The following is a 22278-nucleotide window of genomic DNA, read 5'->3' as shown; positions in this document are numbered from 1 at the left end:
GGGATCGGGAGACACGAATATTACCCATTACCCAAACTAACGATAATTGGTAAACTGCAAAGCTACGGGTAAATCTTCCTGTTTCAACATTTGCATTACCTGTTGCAATTCATCCTTAGATTTTGATGAAACTCGCAAAGAATCCCCTTGAATCGATGCTTGCACCTTCTTAAATTGATCGCGAATGCGCTTATTGATCTTTTTCCCCAAATCCTGATCGATACCACGTTGAAGCTTAATTTCCTGACGGACTCGGTTGCCTCCAGCAGCCTCGATATCCCCAAATTGGAAAATTTTCAAGGATAGGTTACGCTTGGCGGCTTTAGTCCGCAAAATGGTAGAGACTGACTCTAACGTTAAATTACTATCCGTATTGATGGTAATTGTAGTTTTGTCCACCAATTCTACAATCGTCTTTGAGTCTTTTAAGTCATAACGCGATTTAATTTCCCGTTGCGTTTGGTCTAGAGCATTAACTAACTCTTGTTCATCAAAGTCACTAACTACATCAAAGGAATAGGAAGAAGCCATAGGAATAATCAAACACTAGCGGACACAATTAGCCTATCCCCCATTCCGGGGAAAGCCAAAATTTAGAGACTCACTTGAAGCAAGCTTAAGGCAAACAGAGTCAGACTACATAACGACCCAATGCCAAACATAAGCGATCGCCCCAAGGGAATATTGAGAATATAAAAGATACTATACAATCCACGAACGATCAAGAATACTCCAGCCGCATAAGCTGCCACCATAGAGTCTATCCCAGTCGCATAGGCCATACCCGCAGCAGCGGCAAAAATCATAAACGCTTCAATGGAATTCTGGTGGGCCCAATTGGCACGTTTGGCATAATCGGGCAATTGATCGCTCAGCGCTCTGGGAGTTTCTAAATACTGCATCCCCCCTTGAAACCGAGCATAGGCGACCCAAAAAAAGGGAAAATAGATTAAAAAAGCTGCTCCAGCGATCGCATAGAGTAACAGAGCAGAGACAGAAACGGACAAATCCATCACCTCACGATCGTTAATCAAAATAAAACAAGGTTACCACTTTACGTTGCTCTTCCGCATCACGGCAAGTTTGCAGTAAGGTCGTACTATCATGGAAGGCAAAACAAATCAGTTGCTGACATCGGGTAATAATTTCTGCATTACACAGGGAACTGGCTTCAGCCAGAGATAATTCATTGTTCTCCGGTTTTTCTACCAAGTGAATGACTTGTTCCAGGAGTTGCCGAGATTCTCTGGGTTGACGGTCTAAGCTTTGAGGTAGAATCACCGTCAGCAAGTTGGGATCGGCTCGCATTGCTCCTCGGACTGAAGCAAAATTGGTCCCTGTTGCTCCGGAGGTAATGATATGGTTTCCCGATAGAACCAAGGAGTAACTCATCGTTTCAATCAGATGTTGATGAGTTATGGGAACATGGCGAGAACCGAGGATGGCCAGCCGCTTCGATCCGGTTTGCTGGATTGTTGCCAGTTCTTGCTCTAGGGTATCAAGTTTAGGAATTTCTAAGGATTGACTCAATGCCAATAACAACTAGGCGCTACAACGGAGTTATTCTAGCAGATAATTTGAATTTGAGGTGAATTTGGGGGCAATATGCACTTTACCATCGGACCTTATCTCCGTGTCTGGAGTGTCTCCATACCTCCCTGTCCCCCCATCCTCCCCATGCTCCCCTTCTTCCCCATCTCCTACCTAGGCGAGGCAACCTAAAAGTCGGTCTAGGTCAAAGTGGGCAGCGATTAACTCAGAAATACACTTGACTTTGACTGGCTCGTGAAGGGGAACTGTGCCGAAGGCATTATCAATGATTTCCACAGTGGTCAACGTGTCGAGGTCTACCGTAAGAATGGGAATTTCCAACTCGTCAGCTCGACTAATAATTAATTCTGAGGGAGAGAGATGACCCGTGAGGATTAAACATTGGGTTGAGGTTTCTAGGGCGGCCAATTGAATATCCGTGCGATCGCCCCCCGTGACCACTGCCATATTTTGTCCTTTACGGAAATATTTCAGGGCTGAATTGACATTCATCGCTCCAATGCGTAGACTTTCGACCATCAAATCTAGGCGATCGCTTCGACAGAGTACGGTTGCGTTTAGACGATCCACCAATTCTCGCACGCTAATACTTCGCAATAAATTACTCCGAGGCAGTTGGCCAAGAACGGGAATACCCTGAGATTCCAAATAGGGCACATAGTCTTGGGGAAACCGCTCGATAAAGTCTTCCGTAATATCGTTGACAATAATACCGAGGAGGCGATCGCCCAAACGCTCTTTCGCTGAAAGGGCCTGATCGATAATCTGTTGTGCCTCAAAGGAAATTACTAACAGAATTCCGGCTGAGAGTTGATCGGCCATCTGCGCTAAAGACAAACCAAATAATCTCCCCTCATCGAGAGTTCCCGGTCCTTCCAACAGCACCAACTGATCGGGTGCAGTCGGATAATGTTGTGCAAAACTGCCCTGAGGATTATCTGAATTAGTCTGAGTTAATCGCTCTTCAATGGTCTGGCAATCCATTGAGACTAACGTTGGATAGAGGCGATCGCTCGGTAACTCTAGAATCTGAGCAATAAAAGAGCCATCTTCATCCATCCCTTTACCCATCAGCTTTCTATGTCCAGTAGATAAGGGCTTACCATAGGCGATATCCCAACCTCGCTTTTTCAGTTGTGCCCCAATGCCTAATAAACTTGCTGACTTACCACTGTAAGATTCTAGGGAACCTATCAGCAGATATTGACTAATACCGGTCACGCACGCACTCCCAACTGTTTAATCATCATTAATCCTTAGTCATCTAATCGTAATAGTTTTCGGTAGAACGTTTGCGAAAAATCAACCGTTTTCGTTCTTCGCCAAGTCACATACAACTCAATCAAAAACTCAATAAATTCATGATTGGGCAGTTTCACCTCATACGTCAGCTCTGACTGACCATCAAACTGCATCCGACAGACCGTCTCATCTGCGGGGAGTTTCGAGACAATAAACCAAGTAGCTAGAAAAGGGATACTCTCTCCTCTTTCAATCCGGCGTTCCCCTTCCAACGAAGTTTTTTCATACAAACCTATGGCATAGGGTAAGGCAGCACGCTTACCACCTTGGTAGTAAGGCTGATAAACGCCGATAACTCCGCCTTGGGCAGGTTCAATGGCACTGAGATCAGTAGTCATAAAAGTTGTACTTACACGCCCGGTCTTAACAATAAGGGTTCTACAGTTTATCCTACCAAAGAATTTGGGTTTAAAGCTCCGTCCTGGAAGGACGGCTTTGATGCCAGGAAACGACTAGGTAAGCTTCATTTGAAAATCCAAAGACATCGTTAAGCACGAGAACTCATTCGTTCCCAACTTGCAAATTGGAAGTATGCCAAGATACAGTGGCGGCGATGAACATTTTGCACAAAGGCATGAAGAAATTGGGTGAAAATTGGACTCAATACGGTACTGTTGGGCAAGCAGAAACCGCTTCTAATTCAGAAGGAACGCCAGGGTTCCTGTCTCACCCATGCTTGTTGCAAGGAAACCCAATCAAGTAAGTGATCTCGTCAGAAACCTGGAATAAATGAGAATCTCCAGCCTTTAGCGAAGCGGAGGCTGGAGAGTATGTCAAAATAAAGCACATCCTCTCTGGTCTCAGAGGGGATCAATACAAATATTCAGTCAGGATAAGAGCCTCCATAACCTTATGTCGGAGAAGTCCAATTCTATCGGCGATCGCCAGAACAGCCCTGATAGCGATCCTCAAGTCGTTCAACCCACCTCCAGAGATTTCGTGCAGCAGGACATAAGCCCGTCCTGTTTTGATCGGATTGTCTATGAAGGCCGCAGGCGGAAAGCAGCGGTGTTATTAATTGTGATTTGGAGTGGGACGATCGCCCTACATTTGCTCTCTTGGGGTTTGTGGCTGATTTGGGGAATGGTTGCCCTCATGGGAATTCATGCCATTCGAGTTTTAACCGCTAAACCCAGCAAACCTTTAGAACCGTTGGCTCTGGACTCTCCTTCTGATGTGCCTTTAGTCTCTTTGTTAGTAGCGGCCAAAAATGAGGAACGGGTGATTGCGCCTTTGGTCAAGATGCTCTGTACTCAGGACTATCCCTTAGACCACTATGAAGTCTGGGTGATTGATGACAATAGCAGCGATCGCACCCCCCAAGTGTTGGAAAGTCTTTGCCAAGAGTATCCCCATCTGCGGGTGATGCGACGCTCGGCCGAAGCAACTGGGGGTAAATCTGGAGCGCTCAATCAGGTATTACCCTTAACTCGAGGTGAGGTACTGGCGGTTTTTGATGCAGATGCCCAAGTTGCGCCAGATTTATTACGACGAGTTTTACCCGGGTTCGATCGCCAGGAGGTTGGCGCAATTCAACTGCAAAAAGCGATCGCCAATGCTCCGGTGAATGTTTGGACTCACAGTCAAGCCTCGGAAATGGCCCTCGATTCCTATTTCCAGCAACAACGAATTGCCCTAGGAGGGATTGGAGAGTTACGAGGCAATGGTCAATTTGTCCGACGCACGGCACTCGAACAATGTGGGGGATGGAATGAAGAGACGATTACCGATGATTTGGATTTAACCCTACGCCTGCATTTGGAACAGTGGGATGTAGACTTTATCCTCGATCCTCCCGTCCAGGAAGAAGGGGTCACCAGCGCTTTAGCCCTATGGCATCAGCGCAATCGTTGGGCAGAGGGCGGATATCAACGATATATGGATTATTGGCGGTTGATTTTTAGTAAGCGGATGCCCTGGATAAAAATCTGGGATATGTTTATGTTTTGGATTATACAATACTTTATCCCCAATGCAGCAATTCCCGATTGTTTGATGGCGATCGCTAAAAATCGCCTGCCCGTTTATAGTCCCATGACAACTCTGATGGTCGGCATGTCTATAATTGCTATGATTCAAGGGATTCGTCGGGTTAATCGAGTCAAGGGCGCGGTATCGAGTTTACCTACGCTGCTCTGGCAAACCTTGAGAGGAACTATCTATATGCTCCATTGGCTCTTAATTGTGGCTAGTACATCTGCCCGGATTGCGGTACGTCCCAAAACCTTAAAATGGGTCAAAACCACTCATAAAGGTACTGTGGTTGTTGATAGTTAACCCTTAACCATTAATAATTAACCATTAACAATTATTAATGGTTAATGATTTAAACTATCCGGAATACTCACCCTTAGTATAGAAAGAGCCGATAAGATAAGTCTTCAATCTAAGATTAACGCAATCGTTTGGATCTTTGGGTCTTGGGAGGAATAATAATGAAAATAAGTATGCACTTGGCTATATTGGGGTTAGCGGTCGCCCTCTTACCCTTAACCCGTGTATTCATTCCTCAACAAAAATCCATGGCCCAAAGCTGGGGTTTGTCGTCATCTGCCACCGACACCTGTACCTTAAAGAACCGATTTATCTTTATTCAAAATACCCAAGATCGAGATATTCCTGAAATTAGCCGCCTCACAGGAATTCCCAAGCATCGGATGCAAGCGTGTCATTTATTTCAACAATTAGGAAGCCAACAAGAACCAGTCGAGGGTCTACAAGCCCTGACCGATGGGCAAAGTATGGCTTCTATTGTTCTTCCCTTAAGAGATCGAGGGTATCAAGTCTTTTCCCATTTTGCCATTGGTGCTGATGGTGTAATCCCCACTACAGGAGGCTTATCGACCGCTCAAGTACCAGAGCGTCGATTTCCACAACCCTCTCTAGAACCCCGGAATCCATGGGAAAATCGAACCGAAAATCCAACAGAAAATGGCGATCGGGCTTGGGTTTCTCCTCCCTCCTCCCTGGAAGAGCCCCAAAATCAGGCTCCTAGCCAAACAACCTGGCTTTATCCCCTAGAAAATGCTCGAATTTCCTCCGGTTATGGATGGCGTACCACTGGTAGATGGGGCAGAGAACTCCATGTAGGTGTTGATTTTGTGGCTCCCATCGGTACTCCAGTCAGGGCTACCGCAGATGGTGAAGTAACGTTTGCCAAAGAATCGGCTGGAAACGGAGGGTTAACCATTACCCTATTACATGCCGATGGTACACGCACTCTTTACGCCCATCTATCAAAAATTTTAGTTCGTGAAGGAATGCAAGTGCGTCAGGGCGACACCATCGGTTTAGTGGGAAATACTGGACAATCGACCGGCCCCCATCTGCATTTTGAAGTCTATCCCCCTGGGGTGTATGGGCAGCCGATCGATCCTTGCAGTGCAGAGTATTTAAATTGTAGTAATGTAGCTTCTCATTCTCCGAATCAATTGCGTCAACGCTAATACAACGCTAATACAACGTCAGTTTTGGTTAAGGGCGTTTTGCGACTGATTTGACGAAGGAGTCGGGATTACAGTCAATGAGAGAATAAGGGTTTCAGCTCATCTAAGACTGGCGTTAACACAGTCTTTCACGCTAGGGAGTAGTGAATAGTCTTGTGGTACATAATCTCTCTTCTGTTACTCTAGCGAGAACAACAAACCTTATACAAACCTTAAGATTTTAAGCAAGATTAACATTTGTATAACTTCACGAATGACAAATTATTCCCTTATATTTTAGGCTTTCCCACCCACTCGGTTATCCATATCTCTACCTATAACTTCGATAAGATTAACTTTTTCTTAAATTAATGTTATTGATTAATTTACATGAAAGTTTCAAAATTCCAGTAGATTGCAAAAAGCGATAACCACTCACTCTATTGAGTCTCGGAGTTCTATGAAATTACTACGCAGTCCCATTTCATTGTTCAGTATTTTTTCACTTATAGCAGTCACAATCAGCCTAAGTGGATCAGTCGTGCAATCTCAAAGCCGGCCAACCATCAAAATTGATGGCTCCAGTACGGTATTCCCGATCACTGAAGCTGTGGCAGAAGACTTCCAAAAGTCAAATAATTCCAGTAATCCCAATAATGCTAGAGTTACTGTCGGTGTTTCTGGAACGGGTGGCGGTTTCAAAAAGTTTTGCTCCACGAACCCCTCAGTACAGACTCATATTTCTAATGCGTCTCGTCCAATTAAGCCATCGGAACAACAAGCCTGTAAACAAGCCGGAGTTGAGTATATCGAATTACCCGTTGCTTACGATGCCATTACTATAGTTGTGTCAAAACAGAACACCGCTGTCAGTGATATTAAAGTTGATGAACTGCAAAAAATGTGGCTGTCCCAATCCCAACGACAGGGAATCAAGAAGTGGAATCAAATTCGTTCGAGCTGGCCTAACAGCGAATTCAAGCTCTACGGCCCTGGGTTAGATTCCGGGACATATGACTATTTCAAAGAAGCGATTTTAGATGACAAGGACATTCGTTCGGACTTCTCGGGTAGTGAAGATGATAATGTTTTAGTCCGTGGGATTCAAAATAATCCCAATGCGATCGGCTATTTTGGTTTAGCCTACTATAAAGAAAACACCGACAAACTCAAGTCCCTGAAAATTAATGGAGTAGCTCCTACCACAACTACGGTTAATAACGGGAGTTATAGTCCACTCTCTCGACCCATTTACATCTATGTGAATAAGGCTGCTGCTGATAAACCTGAAGTCAAAGCTTTTGTAGAATATTATCTACAAACTGCCTCTAAGTTTTCTGCTGAAGTCGGCTATGTTGCCCTTCCAAATAATGATTACAGCAGCGCACAACGTCGTTTTACTAATCGTCAAACGGGTCGAGTTCCCTTAAGAGCTGGATTATAATTCTGCTCGATTCATGATGGGTAGGAGTGATTTTATGATTACTCCTACCGTTGTATGTTTTTTCGCAACGGCCCATTAACTATTACCCATTACCAGCGCGAAGCACTATCACATAATGAGCGATCGCCCCATTCCCCTATCTAACAGCATCCAATACTCTACCCGAAAAACTCGTCTCTTGCGAGAGAAAGCCATTGAGTTTATCTTATTTCTGGCAGCTTGCTCGACGGTTGCGACCACTATCTCAATTCTCTTTCTCCTGACCAAAGAATCCTTATCTTTTTTTGAAGAAGTTTCCCTGGTTGAATTCCTCACTGCACCAGAATGGACTCCTCTGTTTGGAGAACAGGCCCGTTATGGTATTTTATCGCTCCTATCAGGAACCTTAGTCACCGCAGGGATTGCCATGATGGTTGCTGTTCCATTAGGAACCGTTGCTGCGATTTACCTCAGTGAATTTGCCCACCCTCGTCTGAGAGAAATCGTTAAACCGTGCTTAGAGCTTTTAGCCGCCATTCCCACTGTGGTCTATGGATATTTTGCGCTCCTGTTTGTTACCCCACTACTGCAAAAAATCATCCCCACCCTTCCCATCTTTAATATGCTCAGTGCGGGCTTAGTCATGGGAATCATGATTACCCCCTTTATTAGCTCCATTAGTGAAGATGCCATGCGTGCCGTTCCCATCGGTTTACGAGAAGGGTCTTATGCCATGGGAACCACCCGCCTGCAAACTGCTCTGAGAGTCGTCTTTCCGGCAGCAATTTCTGGCATTAGCTCCTCCTATATCCTTGGAGTATCGCGGGCAGTCGGCGAAACCATGATTGTGGCGATCGCTGCCGGAATTCAACCCACCTTAACTCTAAATCCCTTAGAAGAAGGTGCAACCATCACCGCCTATATTGCTAGTGTCAGCATGGGAGATCTACCCCACGGAACCCTAGAATATCAAACCATCTTTGCTGCTGGATTAACCCTTGTTCTCATGACTTTAACCTTGAATATTATTGGACACTTTTTGTCCAAATATTATCGAGAAATCTATTAAGCTTAGTAACTTAGTACAATCGTATGGCTCAGGACACTCTACAAAGCGAAAATTTACAAAGTATTAGGGCTAATATTCAGCAGCGTCAACTGATTAATAGCCTCTTCGGTGTTCTCGGATTACTGGTAATTTTTATTGCCGTAATCGTTCTCTTATCCTTGACCATTGCCATGGCCATGGATGGCGCTGCCCGCATCACCCCAGACTTCTTTATCTCATTTCCCAGTCGGAAACCCGAACAAGCTGGGATTTTATCCGCTTGGGTCGGAACGAGCTTAGTGATGTTGGTAACTGCCTGTGCGGCTGTTCCTCTAGGAGTCGCTTCCGGAATTTATCTAGAAGAATATGCCGCCAAAAACTGGATTTCCGACATTATTGAAATTAATGTTACCAACCTAGCTGGAGTTCCTTCTATTATCTATGGATTATTAGCGCTAGGATTATTTGTTTATCAACTGCAATTGGGACAAACGGTTCTCACGGGTGGATTAACCCTTTCTTTGTTAATTTTACCAGTAGTTATTGTCACCACTCGCGAATCCATCCGCGCTATCCCCAATAGTTTAAGAGAAGCAGCCTATGGACTCGGGGCAAGCAAATGGCAAGTTATTTGGGATCACATTTTACCCTATTCCTTTGGTAGTATTCTCACCGGAATTATTATCGGGCTATCGCGAGCGATTGGACAAACTGCTCCATTGATTACCATTGGTGCTTTAACGTTTATTGCGTTTTTACCCGATTCTCCTGTTAAAAGTGAATTCCCATTTATTTCATTGGCTTGGTTACAAGCACCGTTTACCGTGATGCCCATTCAAATGTTTAATTGGGTATCGCGTCCTAATCCTGAATTTCAAGTGAATGCAGCCGCCGCAGGAACCGTTCTAACATTTATGACTTTAGCCATGAATAGTCTGGCAATTTATTTGCGGTATCGTTTTCGTAGAGGAATCAAATGGTAGATTACACACCAGAAAAGTTTCGTAAATCCAACTCCTCTACTTCTGGAGAGCCAGAAGCGAATCAGGTGAGCTTCAAAGCAGAAGTAGAAAACCTCAATTTTTATTATGGCTCTGTCCATGCTCTTAAAGGGATTAGTTTACACGTTCCTGAAAAGAAAGTTACTGCAATTATCGGCCCCTCTGGATGTGGGAAAACAACCTTGTTACGTTGTTTCAATCGAATGCACGATTTGTATCCAGGCAATCGTTATGAGGGAGTGATTAAGCTAGATAGCGTGAATATTTTAGGACGCAATATCGATCCCATTGAAGTCAGAATGCGGGTGGGTATGGTATTTCAAAAACCGAATCCATTCCCGAAGTCTGTTTATGAGAATGTGGCGTATGGGCTGCGAGTACGCGGTATTCGCAAGCGGAGTACTTTGGATGAAAAGGTTGAAGAGGCTCTGCAAGGGGCAGCTCTTTTAGATGAAGTGAAAGATCGTCTTCATGATTCTGCTTATAATCTTTCGGGAGGACAACAACAACGATTGTGTATTGCTCGTGCGTTGGTCACTAATCCGGAGATTATTTTGTTTGATGAACCGACTTCGGCGTTAGATCCGATCGCCACAGATAGTGTAGAAGCACTGATGAGCCAATTGAAAACTCAAGTAACGATTTTGATTGTGACTCACAGTATGCAGCAAGCGGCACGGTTTTCAGATTATACGGCGTTCATGTATTTGGGAGAAATGATGGAGTTTGGCAAAACTGAGGAAATTTTTTCTCAACCCAAGAATAAGCAGACAGCAGACTATATTAGTGGTCGAATTGGCTGATTAGCTAATTTTACGGCAAATGTAAGGCGATCGCTCTCCCTTAGGCTTGTGAAAAGAGCCAATCATAGATTTTATCGAGTTGCTCTAAGGTAATCAATCCATATTGCCATAGGGTCATTGGCAATAAGCTGGGGCTACTATCATGATGGCGCAACGCCAAGCGAATTGAGGTTGCTGGCAGTTCTAGGTCGCGTTGCAAGAATTGGATAAGGGGTTGGAGGGTGGTAGTGGGAGTAAACATGATCGTATAGGGCAAAAGACTTTATTTATCTATGGTTCTATCTTCGCTAATCTCCCCCGATCTGCCAGTGACAGAGTGAGGAAAATCCATGTGAGTTTTCAGGTCATTTCCTGTGATCTGATACCATTTCTCAGGATGCTCTAAGGAATAGTGTTAATGATACGAGATCTTGCAAGAGATGATAGAGAACGAGTCGTCTACCTTGCCAGGGAATTGGGGATGTTTGATGCTGAGGGTTTGGATCTGATTGATCAGACCCTATCTACACATTTCCAAGGGGAAAGCAACCAGTTATGGTTAGTTTCAGAGGGTACAGAATTCGAGGGAGTTATTTATTGTATACCGGAGCCAATGACCCAAGGCACTTGGAATGTACAAATGTTGTTAGTCAGTCCAGACTCCCATGGGCAAGGTCACGGTCAAGCTTTGATGAATGCAGTTATAGACGCACTCAAAGAGAAAGGGCAAAGGTTGCTTATTGTAGAAACATCGAGCCTCAGTGAATTTCAAAGAGCTAGAGACTTCTATCAAAAGTGTGGGTTTACAGAGGAAGGTAGAATTATGGATTTCTACAAGTCTGGAGATGATAAAGTTGTTTTTTCAAAGAGCCTGAGTTGCTGAGTATGAAAGAAGGAGCAACGTGAGTAAGCTACAAGTGCGAACCATAACCCCTCACTTGCTCCATATTTCTTATATGGCAGAGAAAGCGTCGATTAGACAGAGTTCAATACTGAACCCTATTCTCTACTGCGTAGTGCTATAACCGTTCTAAAAGTGATTTTTCATGCTCGCTCACCCAAGTCTTGAGGGTAGATGGGGAATATTTAGGCATCAACCATTTGCCAAATTGGGCATAGAGGGCTGGAATAACCAACAACGTTAAGGCTGTAGAGGTAAACAATCCTCCTAGAACCACAATGGCCAAAGGTTGGAGGATTTCATTTCCTGCTCCAGAGGCGATCGCCAAGGGCAACATCCCCAAAGCTGAAGTTAGTGCTGTCATTAAAATTGCGTTCACTCGGTCTAAAGACCCCTTAACAATAACCTCTTTCAAACCCATGCCTTGAGATGCTTTCTTATTGTAGTTATCTACCAGCAATAAGCCATTGCGAACAGACACCCCAAACAAGGTAATAAAGCCAATCAGAGAGGCGATAGACATTACGCCACCACTCAAAATAATGGCAATAATTCCGCCCACCAAAGCCAAGGGTAAATTAATCATAATCCCGAGAGTTGCAGGAAAAGATTTAACCGAGAAAAACATCAAAATGGAAATGATAATCGCGGCTAAGATGCTGTAGACCAAAAGATTATTGCTTGCATTTTGTTCGGCTTCAAACTGACCGCCATATTGAATAAAGTAGCCTTTAGGTAATGGTATGGTTTTCCGAATCGTGGCTTGAATATCACCAACCACGCTACCTAAGTCCCGTTCAGCGACATTCGCAGAAACAACGATTAAGCGCGACACATCTTCTCGATTGACGACATTAACTCCCATGCCATAATCAATTTGAGCGACATCGCCTAGCGTGATAGTTTCTCCTGTGGGGGTAAAAATTGCAATAGCACGAATGGCATCTAGATTATTGCGGTCTGATTCAGCTAAACCAACGGTAATATTAATGAATTGCTGATTTTCCGGCACTTTTGCAACAATTCGACCATTGAGTGCTGTTTCTACAACCTCAGAAATATCTGCCATTTGCAATCCATAATCAGCGGCTGCTGTGCGCTCATAATGGATTTGGACTTGTCGGATGGGTAACTGAGGTTCGAGTTGCAAATCTACCACTCCCTCGATGGGAGCGATCGCATCTCGCACCTGTTCACCAATCTGACGCAGTTCAATCAAATCCGGGCCAAAGATTTTAATGGCGATCGCGCTTCTGACTCCCGATAATACTTCATCCATACGGTGCGAAATAAAACCCCCAATATTGGGAGCGACCCCAGGTAACTTTAAGAACTCCTCCCGTAACTCTTGTACGCTCGCCTCCCTGTTGTTCAGAGCCAGATCGCTCAGTTCAATATCTACATGGGCCATACTCACTCCAGCTCCATCTGCATCTCCTGGGGCACGTCCCGCCCGTACCTGTACCCATTCATACAGGGGATTGTCCTGAAGCGAATTATACAGAGCCATCCCTGCTCGGTTGGTCATCTCCAAAGATACGCCAGGGAACAACACCATCGAATTGACCATAGATTTTTCCTGAAACTCAGGTAAAAATACCCGTCCCAAACTGGGAACAATAGTAATTGTGGCCACTAAAGCGAATAGGGCCAAACCCAGAATTACTTTAGGCAATCTCAAGGATAGATTTAAAAACGGACGATAGAGACGGATCGCCAAACGAGAAATGAATGTCCCTTCTTGGGGTACACTTTGGTGTGCCAACAAAATCGCACAGAGAGCAGGAGAAAGGGTCATTGCCACCAGAGTAGAGGCAGCAATAGAAAGTAAATAAGCTAATCCCATGGGGGCAAAAATCCGACCTTCTACCCCAGTCAAACTAAAAATGGGCGCAAAGACCACAATAATAATTACCGTGGAAAAAATGACCGCTAATCTAACTTCAACGGAAGTTTGATAGACCACTTCAAAGGGATGTTTTGGATTCTCTTGTGCTTGGTTACGGCGCAGTCCGCGATAACAGTTTTCCATATCCACGATCGCATCATCCACCACAGAGCCAATAGCAACCACTAACCCGCCCAAGGTCATGGTATTAATGCCGAGACCAAAAGCTTTCATGAAGAGTAAACCAATCAATAAGGATAGAGGAATGGCACTGAGGGTAATCATGGCTGTACGCCAATTCATCAAAAACAGCAGCATAATCACCGAAACAATAATGATTCCTTGCAGCAGAGAACCACTAACGTTTTGAATGGCAGAATCAATAAAGTTAGCTTGACGAAAGGTTCGGGTAATTTCGACATCAGCAGGAAAACTTGACTGTAAAGAGGCAATTATCTTTTCTACCCCTTGAGTCACCGTAGGTGTATCCACATCCGGCTGCTTATTAATCATCATTACTACCGCCGGTTGCCCGTTAAAACTTGCATCCCCTCGCTTAAGAGCTGAACCCGTTTGAACCGTTGCCACATCTTGAAGCAAGATGGGTTGACCGTTTGCAACTTTGACTACTGACTGCTGTAAATCTTCAATCGATTGTATTTGTCCGATACCCCGAGTTAATAGCTCTTGACCCCCCCCAATCAGAAAACCCCCTGGTGCATTAGAACTTGCTTTTCGAGCCGCTTCAGTGACTTCCGTGAGAGAAACATTCAGGGATCTGAGTTTTTCTGGGTTAACTAACACTTGTTCTTGCCGTTCATCTCCTCCATAAAGAGTCACTTGGGAGACTCCTGGAACCGAAAGAATCTGATGAGTGAGGGTCACTTCTACCCAATGACGTAACTCCATCATGGAGGTTTGTCCTTGAGGGTTGACGGTGAAGGCGTATTGTAAAATCGTGCCTAATGGGGAGACTAAAGGCGAAATTTCTGGGGGATGGGCATTTTCAGGAAATTGACCTTGGATTTGTTGCAGTCGTTCAGTGACGGATTGGCGCGATTTGTAAATATCGGCACTTTGGTCAAAGATGACTTGTACCATCGATAATCCGACTTTAGAAGAGGATCTGACCGTTGTCACATCGGGTAAGCCATTGACGGCACTTTCAATGGGTACAGTAATTTGAGATTCGACTTCTTCGGGAGCAAGCCCTGGGGCTTCGGTTTGAATATCGACTTGGGGAGGAGCAAAAGCGGGAAAGACATCTAAAGGCATTTGGCTAATGCTAAAAATGCCCCAGATGCTGATCAAAATGGCACTGACGACAATGAGCCAGCGTTGGGCAATGGAATTTTTGAGAATTGTATTAAGAAGGGAATTCAGCATGTTCTAATTGAGTTTCAGTATTCATCTTCTAGATGAGGGGGACAACAGCGATCTCCAACCCCAAACGCTTCGGTCATGTAGCAGAGAAAGAGTTGGTTAGGACAGTTAGGTTATGGTTTGAGGCAATAGGCAATAGAAAATGTCCTAACTCTCCTTTTCTCTGCTATATATCTCTCAATTTTTATTAGAAAAAATTTCCTTCTTTTTGCTACCATTGCCCATCGCCACAAATGTGCCACTGACTAATACAAGGCTTCCACCTACAATTGTGGCGATCGCCTTCCAGGACAAGCCACCCGATTGATTCTCTGTGGTTTGTCCTGACTTTTGAATCATATTACCCGTGCTATCGTGACTATGGGGAATGCCTTGAGCATCCGCTTGAGCGTGGGTTGGAGCGGTTGTCTCTGGTTCAGCCGTTTTGGTTTTGCGAGACTCAGCATACAGGGATAAACTTCCCTGAATCACTAATTGCTCTCCAATGGATAATCCTTCAGTAATTTCGATGAATTCACCTTCGGTTACCCCTGTTGCGACTTCTACAGGCTCATAAAAATTCCCGTATTTGACAAACACCAGTTGTTTGCCATCTGCTCTGACTAAGGCTGTCATGGGAATCATAACAGCAGAACTGCCATCTGATGCTGCGGCGATCGAGGTAACCACAATTCCTAACAGGGAATCAGTTTCAGGGTTGATTTGCACTCGTTCAATTCCCCCAGTGGCTTGAAACTCATCTCCATGACCAACATGGGAAAGCACAACGTTAGGGGTACTCAGCGTTAAGGTAAGACTCAGAAGACTAATTAATGACCAAGATTTCATAGTAACTCCTCACATTGAAGCAGGATTGATTGCAAACTGTTCGCAGTCTGGCATAGGAGAAGTGAAATCTAAGTGAAATTGCTTGCGGCATTATGGAAATGTATATGAGTATGTGCGTCTTTACTAGCTACTCGATTTGAAGAATGATCGTGTTGATGATATTCATCATGATTATGTTGATGTTCATGCCATTGTCCCTGATTCCAATCAGATTGCTGTCTGGGTTGAAACTTGAAATAAACTAATCCAAAAACCATAGCTCCAATGAGACTACTGCCCAAAAAATTAGTATTAGCCCAATGATTCTCTATCCATCCTACTAAAGGATACGAAAAAAACCACCAAAGATGACTCCAGGCAAAATGTGCCCCATAAACTCTCCCTTGCACTTCAATTGCGACTCGATCTGCAATTAATGTCTGGGTTGGCACATTGACGAGGGTTTGTCCGACTCCTGCTATCAACCAGAAGATTAATAAACCGGCTAAACCGACAAAATTTGCGGGTAACAAAGCTAGGGTAATTAAAATAGCTCCGACTGTGGTTAATGCTGTCTTTTTTATCTTTTGTGGAAAGGTTCCTAAGCTGATAGATGTTAAGGTTGCACCAATGCCAAAGGCAGTCATGACCCAACCATATTCTAATTTTCCTAATCCCAGTATCCCTTGGACATAACCCACAGTATTGACAAGAATTGCTGCCCCTGAGATCGCGACCACAAATTGCATGAGTAGACTATGGCGAATGAGAGTATCTTGCCATAAACACGTGGTTCCTGTACTTATATCCTGTAGTGTTCTGCTGACTGTTTTCTTCTTCTTTTGACTTGGATTCACCATTAATTGCCCTGGTAATATTAGAATCAGAAGACCAGCAATCATAAATGTTATCCCATCTAAGAAAAATACGGATTGGATTCCGACAAAGGCAGCAGCGCTACCAGCTAAACCTGGCCCCAAGACCCCTAATAATTGATAGGTAGCACTAGATAGGGCGATCGCTTTAGGATATTGTTTCTCGGTTGCTACTAGGGGAATGGTTGCAGTATAAGTGGGGGTAAAAAAGGCTCCAAAAATATTAAGACCTAAAACAATACTATAAATTTGCCAAGCTTCGGTGACAAACGGAAATGCACATACGATGGCCATTCGTGCAAAATGGGTAACTACCATGATTCTTTTACGGTCTAGTTGATCGGCGATTACTCCGGCAAGGGGAGCGAGGACGACAAAGACTATGACTCGTAAAGTGAGAGCGATTGATAATATCAATCCAGATTTTTCTCCGACTAATTCAAATGCTAATAAGGCTAATCCTAACCAGGTGAATGCATCCCCTACTAAATTAATAGTTTGGGCTAAATAAAGGCGGGTAAAAAGGGGATTTTTTAAGCAGTTTAGGAATCGAGGGATTTTGAACATGTTTAACCGGTAGGGTGTGAAAATAGTTTTTTAGAAACTTACCATGGAGAAGATGAAATCCACATGAAATGTTAAGATTTGGACCTATTCAAGCATGAACTATAGCGTTTCTCTCTTCTATGAGGTACAGCTTGAAGCCTTAGAACCTAAGCTATACAAGCTATTGCAAAGCAAGCCTATTGCTAGAGAGCCTAGCGCGAAGCGCTATAGACTCCCTCTCTGCATAAAAAAATTCAATTGAAGGCAATTGACAGCGATACAAAAATCGTGAAAAATAGAATCGATTACGAAGAGACTTCTTGACAAATTTAGGAGATAAAAATAAAAATACAGGAGTACTGTATTCCTGTTTACTTTATGCCCAGATTATGTAAGCGGTCTAACAATAGAACAGAAAATAGAGGCAAGTCTATTTAAGTAATCTAATTAGAATATGAGAATTTTATTAGTAGAAGATGAAGAAGATTTGGGACTGGCGATTAAGCAAGTTTTAGTCAGTGAAAAATATGTTGTCGATTGGGTCTTAGATGGTCTGGAAGCTTGGTATTATCTTGATAGTGAATGGACAGATTATACTGTGGCAATTATTGATTGGTTATTACCCAAGCTTTCAGGATTAGAATTATGTCAACGGCTAAGAGAGGAGAAAAAGACTGTACCAGTGCTGATGCTGACGGCTTTGGGGGAACCAGAAAACCGGATCGCGGGGTTAGATGCAGGGGCAGATGATTACCTGGTGAAACCATTTATCATGGACGAGTTACTGGCTAGGCTGCGGGCATTGCAGAGGCGATCGCCCCAATTCCAACCGCAGACCCTAATTTTAGGTCATTTCAGCCTCGATGATGGCAATACTTCCCTCACTGTGAACGTCACGGAACCCCCCCAAACCATTCCCTTGACGGTTAAAGAATTCCAGATTTTTGCTTACTTGATGAAACATCCCGATCGCATTATTTCAGGGAGCAAAATTCGCAATCAACTTTGGGATCTCGATGCCGAACCCATGAGTAATGTGGTCGCCGCACAAATGCGTTTAATCCGACGTAAATTAGCCAGTTATAACTGTGTTTGTCCTATTGAAACGATTCGAGGCCAAGGGTATCGCTTTAATTCTTTGTTATCGGGACGTAATTGATATCCTCCTCGGTCTGAAGACGCGGGGATTCCTAAACCTCACAATTTAGGTTTCTGCTTCTTTGCAGTTGCCTTCACAGATTTACTCTGTTCTCGTCTTATGCTCACTCCACAGACTGACACCGCGAGCCACGCGGCCAAGATATTCTTACTCGCGTTAATGTCTCGGTCATGGGATGTTCCGCATTCAGGACAATCCCATTGCCGAATATTAGAAGTGGGCGATCGCCATAAAATCGTCCACTTCTCTTCTTGCTTAAGCTCGCAAGGCTAGGGCAACGGCTTTAGCAAAATAGGTCAAAATGAGATTAGCACCTGCCCGTTTCATGCTAGTGAGGGTTTCTAACATCACCTTTTGTTCATCAATCCAGCCCTGCTGTCCTGCTGCTTTGATCATGGCGTATTCCCCACTGACGTTGTAAGCGGCAACGGGGAGATTGGTGTGTTTTTTCATGCGATTAATCACATCGAGATAGGCGAGAGCAGGTTTGACCATAACTATGTCTGCACCTTCGGCAATGTCCAAATCCACTTCCTTGAGGGCTTCTCTGGCATTGGCTGCATCCATTTGATAGGTCTTCTTGTCGCCAAACTTAGGAGCCGAATCCAGGGCATCGCGGAACGGTCCGTAATAGGCCGAGGCATATTTAGCGGAATAAGCAAGAATACTCACGTTGATCCACCCTTCTGCATCCAGGGCTTGACGAATAGCTCCCACTCGCCCGTCCATCATGTCTGAAGGAGCAACAAAATCGGCTCCAGCTTCTGCCTGGACAAGCGCCTGTTTTACCAACACGGCAACGGTTTCATCGTTGAGAATTTGCCCATCTTTGACAATACCGTCGTGCCCCTCACTGCTGTAGGGATCGAGCGCCACATCGGTGATTACTACCATTTGGGGAACAGTCTGCTTGATAGCGCGGATCGCACGGGGCACTAAGCCATCGGGATTGTAGCTTTCAGTGCCGAAATTGTCTTTTTGGGGATGGGGAATGAGTGGGAAGAGAGCGATCGCCCCAATCCCCAGTTCCTGAGCCGCCTTCACCTCGTCCAACAACAAATCCAGAGAATAGCGGAAACAACCGGGCATCGAAGGAATTTCTTGCTGCTGTCCTTCTCCTTCCATTACGAAAAGCGGATAAATGAGGTCATCTACCGTCAGTATGGTTTCGCGCACCATTCGTCGCAGTGCATCAGTACGACGCAGACGACGAGGACGCTGTACTGGAGGGCAGCTAGCGGTATTCCCTGGATCAGTTTTATTTTCAGGTGCAACTTCAGGAGTATCAGCTATGGATTGGAGCGGTGGAGACGAAGTTGATAAGGATGACATATGCCAATAAGTGTGAGAACGATTATCATTCCTAAACATCTTACACCACTCGGTTCAGGCAAGGACAATTGCAATTCAAAGTGAGTACAGGAAGTTGAAGTAGTTAGCAATAACCTGACACCATGGCGGTAGTATTGAGATGTAGTCTGAGCTTTAAGACGTGTGCCCCAGTCAAAGTCAAACGATATCTGCCAAGTCCGTTGCGTCAACGTTGATTTGGTTTATCAAGCGAATCAAGCCCTGCCAAGCAATGATGTGCTGGAAGAAGCCCAAATTTTGTTTAGTGCCCTAGCCGATCGCTCGCGCTTGAAAATTTTGTATACACTCAGCAGTGAGGAAGAATTGTGCGTTTGTGATGTGGCGGCGCTACTGGATATCAAGATAGCCACTGCTTCTCACCACTTGCGAAAGCTGCGCGATCTGAAGATTCTGAAGTATCGAAATGAAGGCAAACTCGCTTATTACTCTTTGAAGGATGAGCGCGTGGCCGAGATTCTTCGTCATGCCTTGAGTCAGCTCATCGAGTAACACGCTACTCAAGTAAAACATTCAAATGAATATTTGAATATTGTTTACTTTATGATAACGTTCAAATATCCGTTTGAATGTTTGAATATAGGAGGGCAAGATGGGAGATCACTGCTGTCAAGCTAAGGCGACTGAGCTGTTGAAGCTAAAGCAACGACAGGCCAAGGTGCTTTGGATTGTTCTACTGATTAATGCTGTGATGTTTGCGATCGAGTTTGGGGTGGGGATTCGAGCTGATTCTTTGTCGCTAACTGGGGACTCGCTCGATATGTTGGGAGATGCATTGGTTTATGCCAGCAGCTTGTATGTCATCAACAAGAGTCTTAAAGCTCAAGCTGGAGCTGCCTTCCTCAAGGGAATCATCATGTTTTTATTTGCGATTGGAGTTTTCGCAAAAGCCAGTTATCAACTCTTTATAGGTGCTAGTCCTGAAGCGTCGATAATGGGCATCATTGGGGTTTTGGCGTTACTGGCCAATTTGCTGTGTCTGTTGCTGCTAACGCGCCATCGGCAAGACAATCTCAACATGTCTTCTGTTTGGTTGTGTTCGCGCAATGACATCATTGCCAATGTCGCGGTTCTAGTTGCGGCGGCGTTGGTTGCTCTAACCCATTCCATCGTGCCAGATTTAGCAGTGGGTGTGCTACTCACGGTTGTCTTTGCCAAGTCAGCCGGGAAGGTGTTGTCGCAATCTTGGCAGGAAATGCAACAGGCATAGTGAGCGATCGCGCCCAGAAGCGCGACCCTTGCCAAAATCCGTAGCCGCCTATTCTCACCCCTTAGTTTTGCAAAAACGCCAGAGCGATATGGCCCACATCAACTGCGTATTCTTCATAGACTCCCAAAGTACCGGGAACTCGGTGTTGTTGAATTTGGGGTAGTTTTGCTAGGACTTCCATCTCCGCGTTAGATTTTGGGGGAGATTGCTCCGGGATAATCAGTTCTACAGGCAAGGAGAGCGATCGCCCTACCCTCAGCCATTCCTCCCGATCGCTCATTGGGTCGAGTCCTCCGGTAACAAAAGCAGCGGGGGCAAATCTAGCACCGGGTTGCTGCGTGATTTGATGTTTGACCGTCATAAACTCTGGCGTAAGTTTATCGGGATCAACATACACATGACGCTGATACATCCACTTCAAAAACGCGGGGTGAGTGTTGAGGGCATAGAGTGCTTGTCCCAACAGGGGCGATCGCACCAAAGTTCTAACTCCACTGGCCACAGCAATCGGTGCCCCCATCGCTCGCAATGGGCCTTTCCAGGTGGGTGCAACGAGCAGCAGCTTAGAGCAATGGCTGGGCTGGTGTTGGGCAAGTTGCATGGCATACCCTGCTCCATGGCCAGCAGCGACGATAGCTAGGGGGTGGGGGCAATACTCTTGCACAAAATCTTGAAGCAACTGCTGGTAAAGCGATCGGCCATAGTGGACTCGGGGGCGATCGGACTCTCCAAACCCCAACCAATCTAAAGTAATGACTTGAAAGTGCGGGGCAAGAATTTGGGCAATCCCTGCGAGTTCGGTGCGACTGGAAACGGTGCTAAAGGCGGGCAATAACAACACAGAAGGCCCTTGTCCGAGGGTTTCATAGGCAATGGTGTGCGATCGCCCTTGGTAGAGCCACTTATAGGACTGGTGTCGAACGCCGATCGAGGTCAGAGAAATCATGGGTATCTACCGTTTTGAATGTTATAACATTAAGCGATCGCAGCTTGCATCTTTTCCTGCAACTCTTCCAGGGTAAGATAAAATGGTGACAAAATAGCCGTATGAGGTAGCAATGACGATCGCCCGAGCTAACCCTCAATCTAAATCCCTATGGCTCCAACTTCCCCAGGAATTGAACTTGCGCGTGACATCGGAGCAGTTTGCAATGCTGGCTGCGACGAATCGCGAACTTGGATTGGAGAGAACTGCAACAGGAGAATTGATCGTGACACCACCAACGGGTAGTGAAACGGGCAATCGCAACTTGAAACTCAGTTACTTCCTCGCCCGGTGGATTGAAGAAGAAGGGGGTCATGGTTTAGCGTTTGATTCTTCGAGTGGGTTTGAACTCCCTAATGGAGCAAACCGTTCTCCTGATGCTTCATGGGTACGCCAAGAGAGTTGGGACGCTCTGACCCCAGAGCAACGCAAGGGTTTTGCCCCCCTATGTCCGGACTTTGTGGTTGAATTGCGATCGGAAACTGACCCAAAAATTGGGTTTCAAGCCCCGCCCTTTAGCTTCGCTGTGGGCGGCTTTTCTCCTTGTTGTTGAATGTATTGCTTAATCTTTTCTATCGGCGCACCTCCACAAGAAATAGCAAAATAACTCGGAGACCAAAGATG

General features: G+C 45.1%; 22 protein-coding genes and 2 pseudogenes. 11 read left to right on the top strand and 13 right to left on the bottom strand.

The genetic code is table 11. From position 1 onward, the window contains the following. Positions 1-36 precede the first annotated feature (36 nt). The 5 genes from PN466_RS01520 to ebsA all read right to left on the bottom strand — a co-directional run bounded on the left by PN466_RS01520 (position 37) and on the right by ebsA (position 3191). Entirely contained in the window at positions 37-531 is a 495-nt protein-coding gene (locus tag PN466_RS01520; RefSeq protein WP_271936370.1) for a YajQ family cyclic di-GMP-binding protein, read from the bottom strand. 62 nt (positions 532-593) lie between these two features. After that, a complete protein-coding gene (locus PN466_RS01515; RefSeq protein WP_271936409.1) occupies positions 594-1007 on the bottom strand; it encodes an MAPEG family protein in 414 nt (137 codons plus the stop codon). Positions 1008-1026: 19 nt separating this feature from the next. Beyond that, a complete protein-coding gene (locus PN466_RS01510; RefSeq protein ID WP_271936367.1) occupies positions 1027-1530 on the bottom strand; it encodes a DNA-processing protein DprA in 504 nt (167 codons plus the stop codon). 174 nt (positions 1531-1704) lie between these two features. Beyond that, positions 1705-2772, bottom strand: a complete 1068-nt coding sequence (locus PN466_RS01505) for a phosphotransacetylase family protein (protein ID WP_271936365.1) — start codon at positions 2770-2772, stop codon at positions 1705-1707. Positions 2773-2807: 35 nt separating this feature from the next. Next, positions 2808-3191: a type IV pilus biogenesis protein EbsA gene (ebsA, locus tag PN466_RS01500; RefSeq protein ID WP_271936364.1), complete on the bottom strand. Its 384-nt coding sequence runs from the start codon at positions 3189-3191 to the stop codon at positions 2808-2810. A 514-nt stretch (positions 3192-3705) separates the two neighbouring features. Between ebsA and PN466_RS01495 the strand changes: the two genes are divergently transcribed. The 6 genes from PN466_RS01495 to pstB all read left to right on the top strand — a co-directional run bounded on the left by PN466_RS01495 (position 3706) and on the right by pstB (position 10553). Then, positions 3706-5130 carry a glycosyltransferase gene (locus PN466_RS01495; RefSeq protein ID WP_271936361.1) on the top strand — a complete coding sequence of 475 codons (1425 nt, stop codon included), beginning with the start codon at positions 3706-3708 and terminating at the stop codon, positions 5128-5130. Between the two features lie 170 nt (positions 5131-5300). Beyond that, complete coding sequence (locus PN466_RS01490; protein ID WP_271936359.1) at positions 5301-6299, top strand: M23 family metallopeptidase; 999 nt, start codon at positions 5301-5303, stop codon at positions 6297-6299. A gap of 520 nt (positions 6300-6819) precedes the next feature. Then, entirely contained in the window at positions 6820-7722 is a 903-nt protein-coding gene (locus tag PN466_RS01485) for a PstS family phosphate ABC transporter substrate-binding protein (RefSeq protein WP_271936357.1), read from the top strand. A 115-nt stretch (positions 7723-7837) separates the two neighbouring features. Continuing rightward, positions 7838-8770: a phosphate ABC transporter permease subunit PstC gene (gene pstC, locus PN466_RS01480; RefSeq protein WP_271936355.1), complete on the top strand. Its 933-nt coding sequence runs from the start codon at positions 7838-7840 to the stop codon at positions 8768-8770. 23 nt (positions 8771-8793) lie between these two features. Next, a complete protein-coding gene (pstA, locus tag PN466_RS01475) occupies positions 8794-9732 on the top strand; it encodes a phosphate ABC transporter permease PstA (RefSeq protein WP_271936353.1) in 939 nt (312 codons plus the stop codon). After that, complete coding sequence (gene pstB, locus PN466_RS01470) at positions 9726-10553, top strand: phosphate ABC transporter ATP-binding protein PstB (protein WP_271936351.1); 828 nt, start codon at positions 9726-9728, stop codon at positions 10551-10553. Before pstA ends, pstB begins: the two co-directional genes overlap by 7 nt. A 40-nt stretch (positions 10554-10593) precedes the next feature. On the opposite strand, the gene PN466_RS01465 is transcribed toward pstB, so the two are convergent. Continuing rightward, positions 10594-10794, bottom strand: a complete 201-nt coding sequence (locus tag PN466_RS01465) for a DUF2949 domain-containing protein (protein ID WP_271936349.1) — start codon at positions 10792-10794, stop codon at positions 10594-10596. A 156-nt stretch (positions 10795-10950) separates the two neighbouring features. On the opposite strand from PN466_RS01465, the gene PN466_RS01460 reads away from it, so the two are divergent. Further along, positions 10951-11415, top strand: a complete 465-nt coding sequence (locus tag PN466_RS01460) for a GNAT family N-acetyltransferase (RefSeq protein ID WP_271936347.1) — start codon at positions 10951-10953, stop codon at positions 11413-11415. Positions 11416-11551: 136 nt separating this feature from the next. Here PN466_RS01460 and PN466_RS01455 read toward each other — a convergent pair whose 3' ends face one another. The 3 genes from PN466_RS01455 to PN466_RS01445 all read right to left on the bottom strand — a co-directional run bounded on the left by PN466_RS01455 (position 11552) and on the right by PN466_RS01445 (position 16953). After that, positions 11552-14707 carry an efflux RND transporter permease subunit gene (locus PN466_RS01455; RefSeq protein ID WP_271936346.1) on the bottom strand — a complete coding sequence of 1052 codons (3156 nt, stop codon included), beginning with the start codon at positions 14705-14707 and terminating at the stop codon, positions 11552-11554. Positions 14708-14881: 174 nt separating this feature from the next. Next, entirely contained in the window at positions 14882-15532 is a 651-nt protein-coding gene (locus tag PN466_RS01450; protein ID WP_271936345.1) for an efflux RND transporter periplasmic adaptor subunit, read from the bottom strand. Between the two features lie 68 nt (positions 15533-15600). After that, positions 15601-16953, bottom strand: a complete 1353-nt coding sequence (locus PN466_RS01445; RefSeq protein WP_271936343.1) for an MFS transporter — start codon at positions 16951-16953, stop codon at positions 15601-15603. A gap of 433 nt (positions 16954-17386) precedes the next feature. On the opposite strand from PN466_RS01445, the gene rppA reads away from it, so the two are divergent. Further along, entirely contained in the window at positions 17387-18091 is a 705-nt protein-coding gene (gene rppA, locus PN466_RS01440; RefSeq protein WP_271936342.1) for a two-component system response regulator RppA, read from the top strand. A 38-nt stretch (positions 18092-18129) separates the two neighbouring features. Here rppA and PN466_RS26145 read toward each other — a convergent pair. Next, positions 18130-18303 (bottom strand): annotated as a pseudogene (locus PN466_RS26145) (zinc ribbon domain-containing protein); the annotation flags it as partial. 43 nt (positions 18304-18346) lie between these two features. Beyond that, positions 18347-19423, bottom strand: coding sequence for a porphobilinogen synthase (hemB, locus tag PN466_RS01430; RefSeq protein ID WP_271936341.1), 1077 nt, complete (start codon positions 19421-19423; stop codon positions 18347-18349). A 162-nt stretch (positions 19424-19585) separates the two neighbouring features. Between hemB and PN466_RS01425 the strand changes: the two genes are divergently transcribed. Then, positions 19586-19951 carry an ArsR/SmtB family transcription factor gene (locus tag PN466_RS01425; RefSeq protein ID WP_271936340.1) on the top strand — a complete coding sequence of 122 codons (366 nt, stop codon included), beginning with the start codon at positions 19586-19588 and terminating at the stop codon, positions 19949-19951. Between the two features lie 100 nt (positions 19952-20051). Then, entirely contained in the window at positions 20052-20669 is a 618-nt protein-coding gene (locus PN466_RS01420) for a cation transporter (RefSeq protein ID WP_271936338.1), read from the top strand. A 61-nt stretch (positions 20670-20730) separates the two neighbouring features. Here PN466_RS01420 and PN466_RS01415 read toward each other — a convergent pair whose 3' ends face one another. Continuing rightward, a complete protein-coding gene (locus tag PN466_RS01415; protein ID WP_271936336.1) occupies positions 20731-21615 on the bottom strand; it encodes an alpha/beta fold hydrolase in 885 nt (294 codons plus the stop codon). Between the two features lie 112 nt (positions 21616-21727). Here PN466_RS01415 and PN466_RS01410 point away from each other — a divergent pair. Further along, positions 21728-22141: pseudogene (locus tag PN466_RS01410) on the top strand (Uma2 family endonuclease); the annotation flags it as partial. 14 nt (positions 22142-22155) lie between these two features. Here PN466_RS01410 and PN466_RS01405 read toward each other — a convergent pair. Beyond that, the coding region (locus tag PN466_RS01405) for a transposase (protein ID WP_271936408.1) at positions 22156-22278 on the bottom strand (123 nt) is incomplete at its 5' end.

Origin of the sequence: Roseofilum reptotaenium CS-1145 (assembly GCF_028330985.1) — a bacterium.
GTDB lineage: Bacteria > Cyanobacteriota > Cyanobacteriia > Cyanobacteriales > Desertifilaceae > Roseofilum > Roseofilum reptotaenium.
Note: the sequence above shows the minus strand (reverse complement) of the source record. Positions and strands in the feature narration are given on the sequence as shown.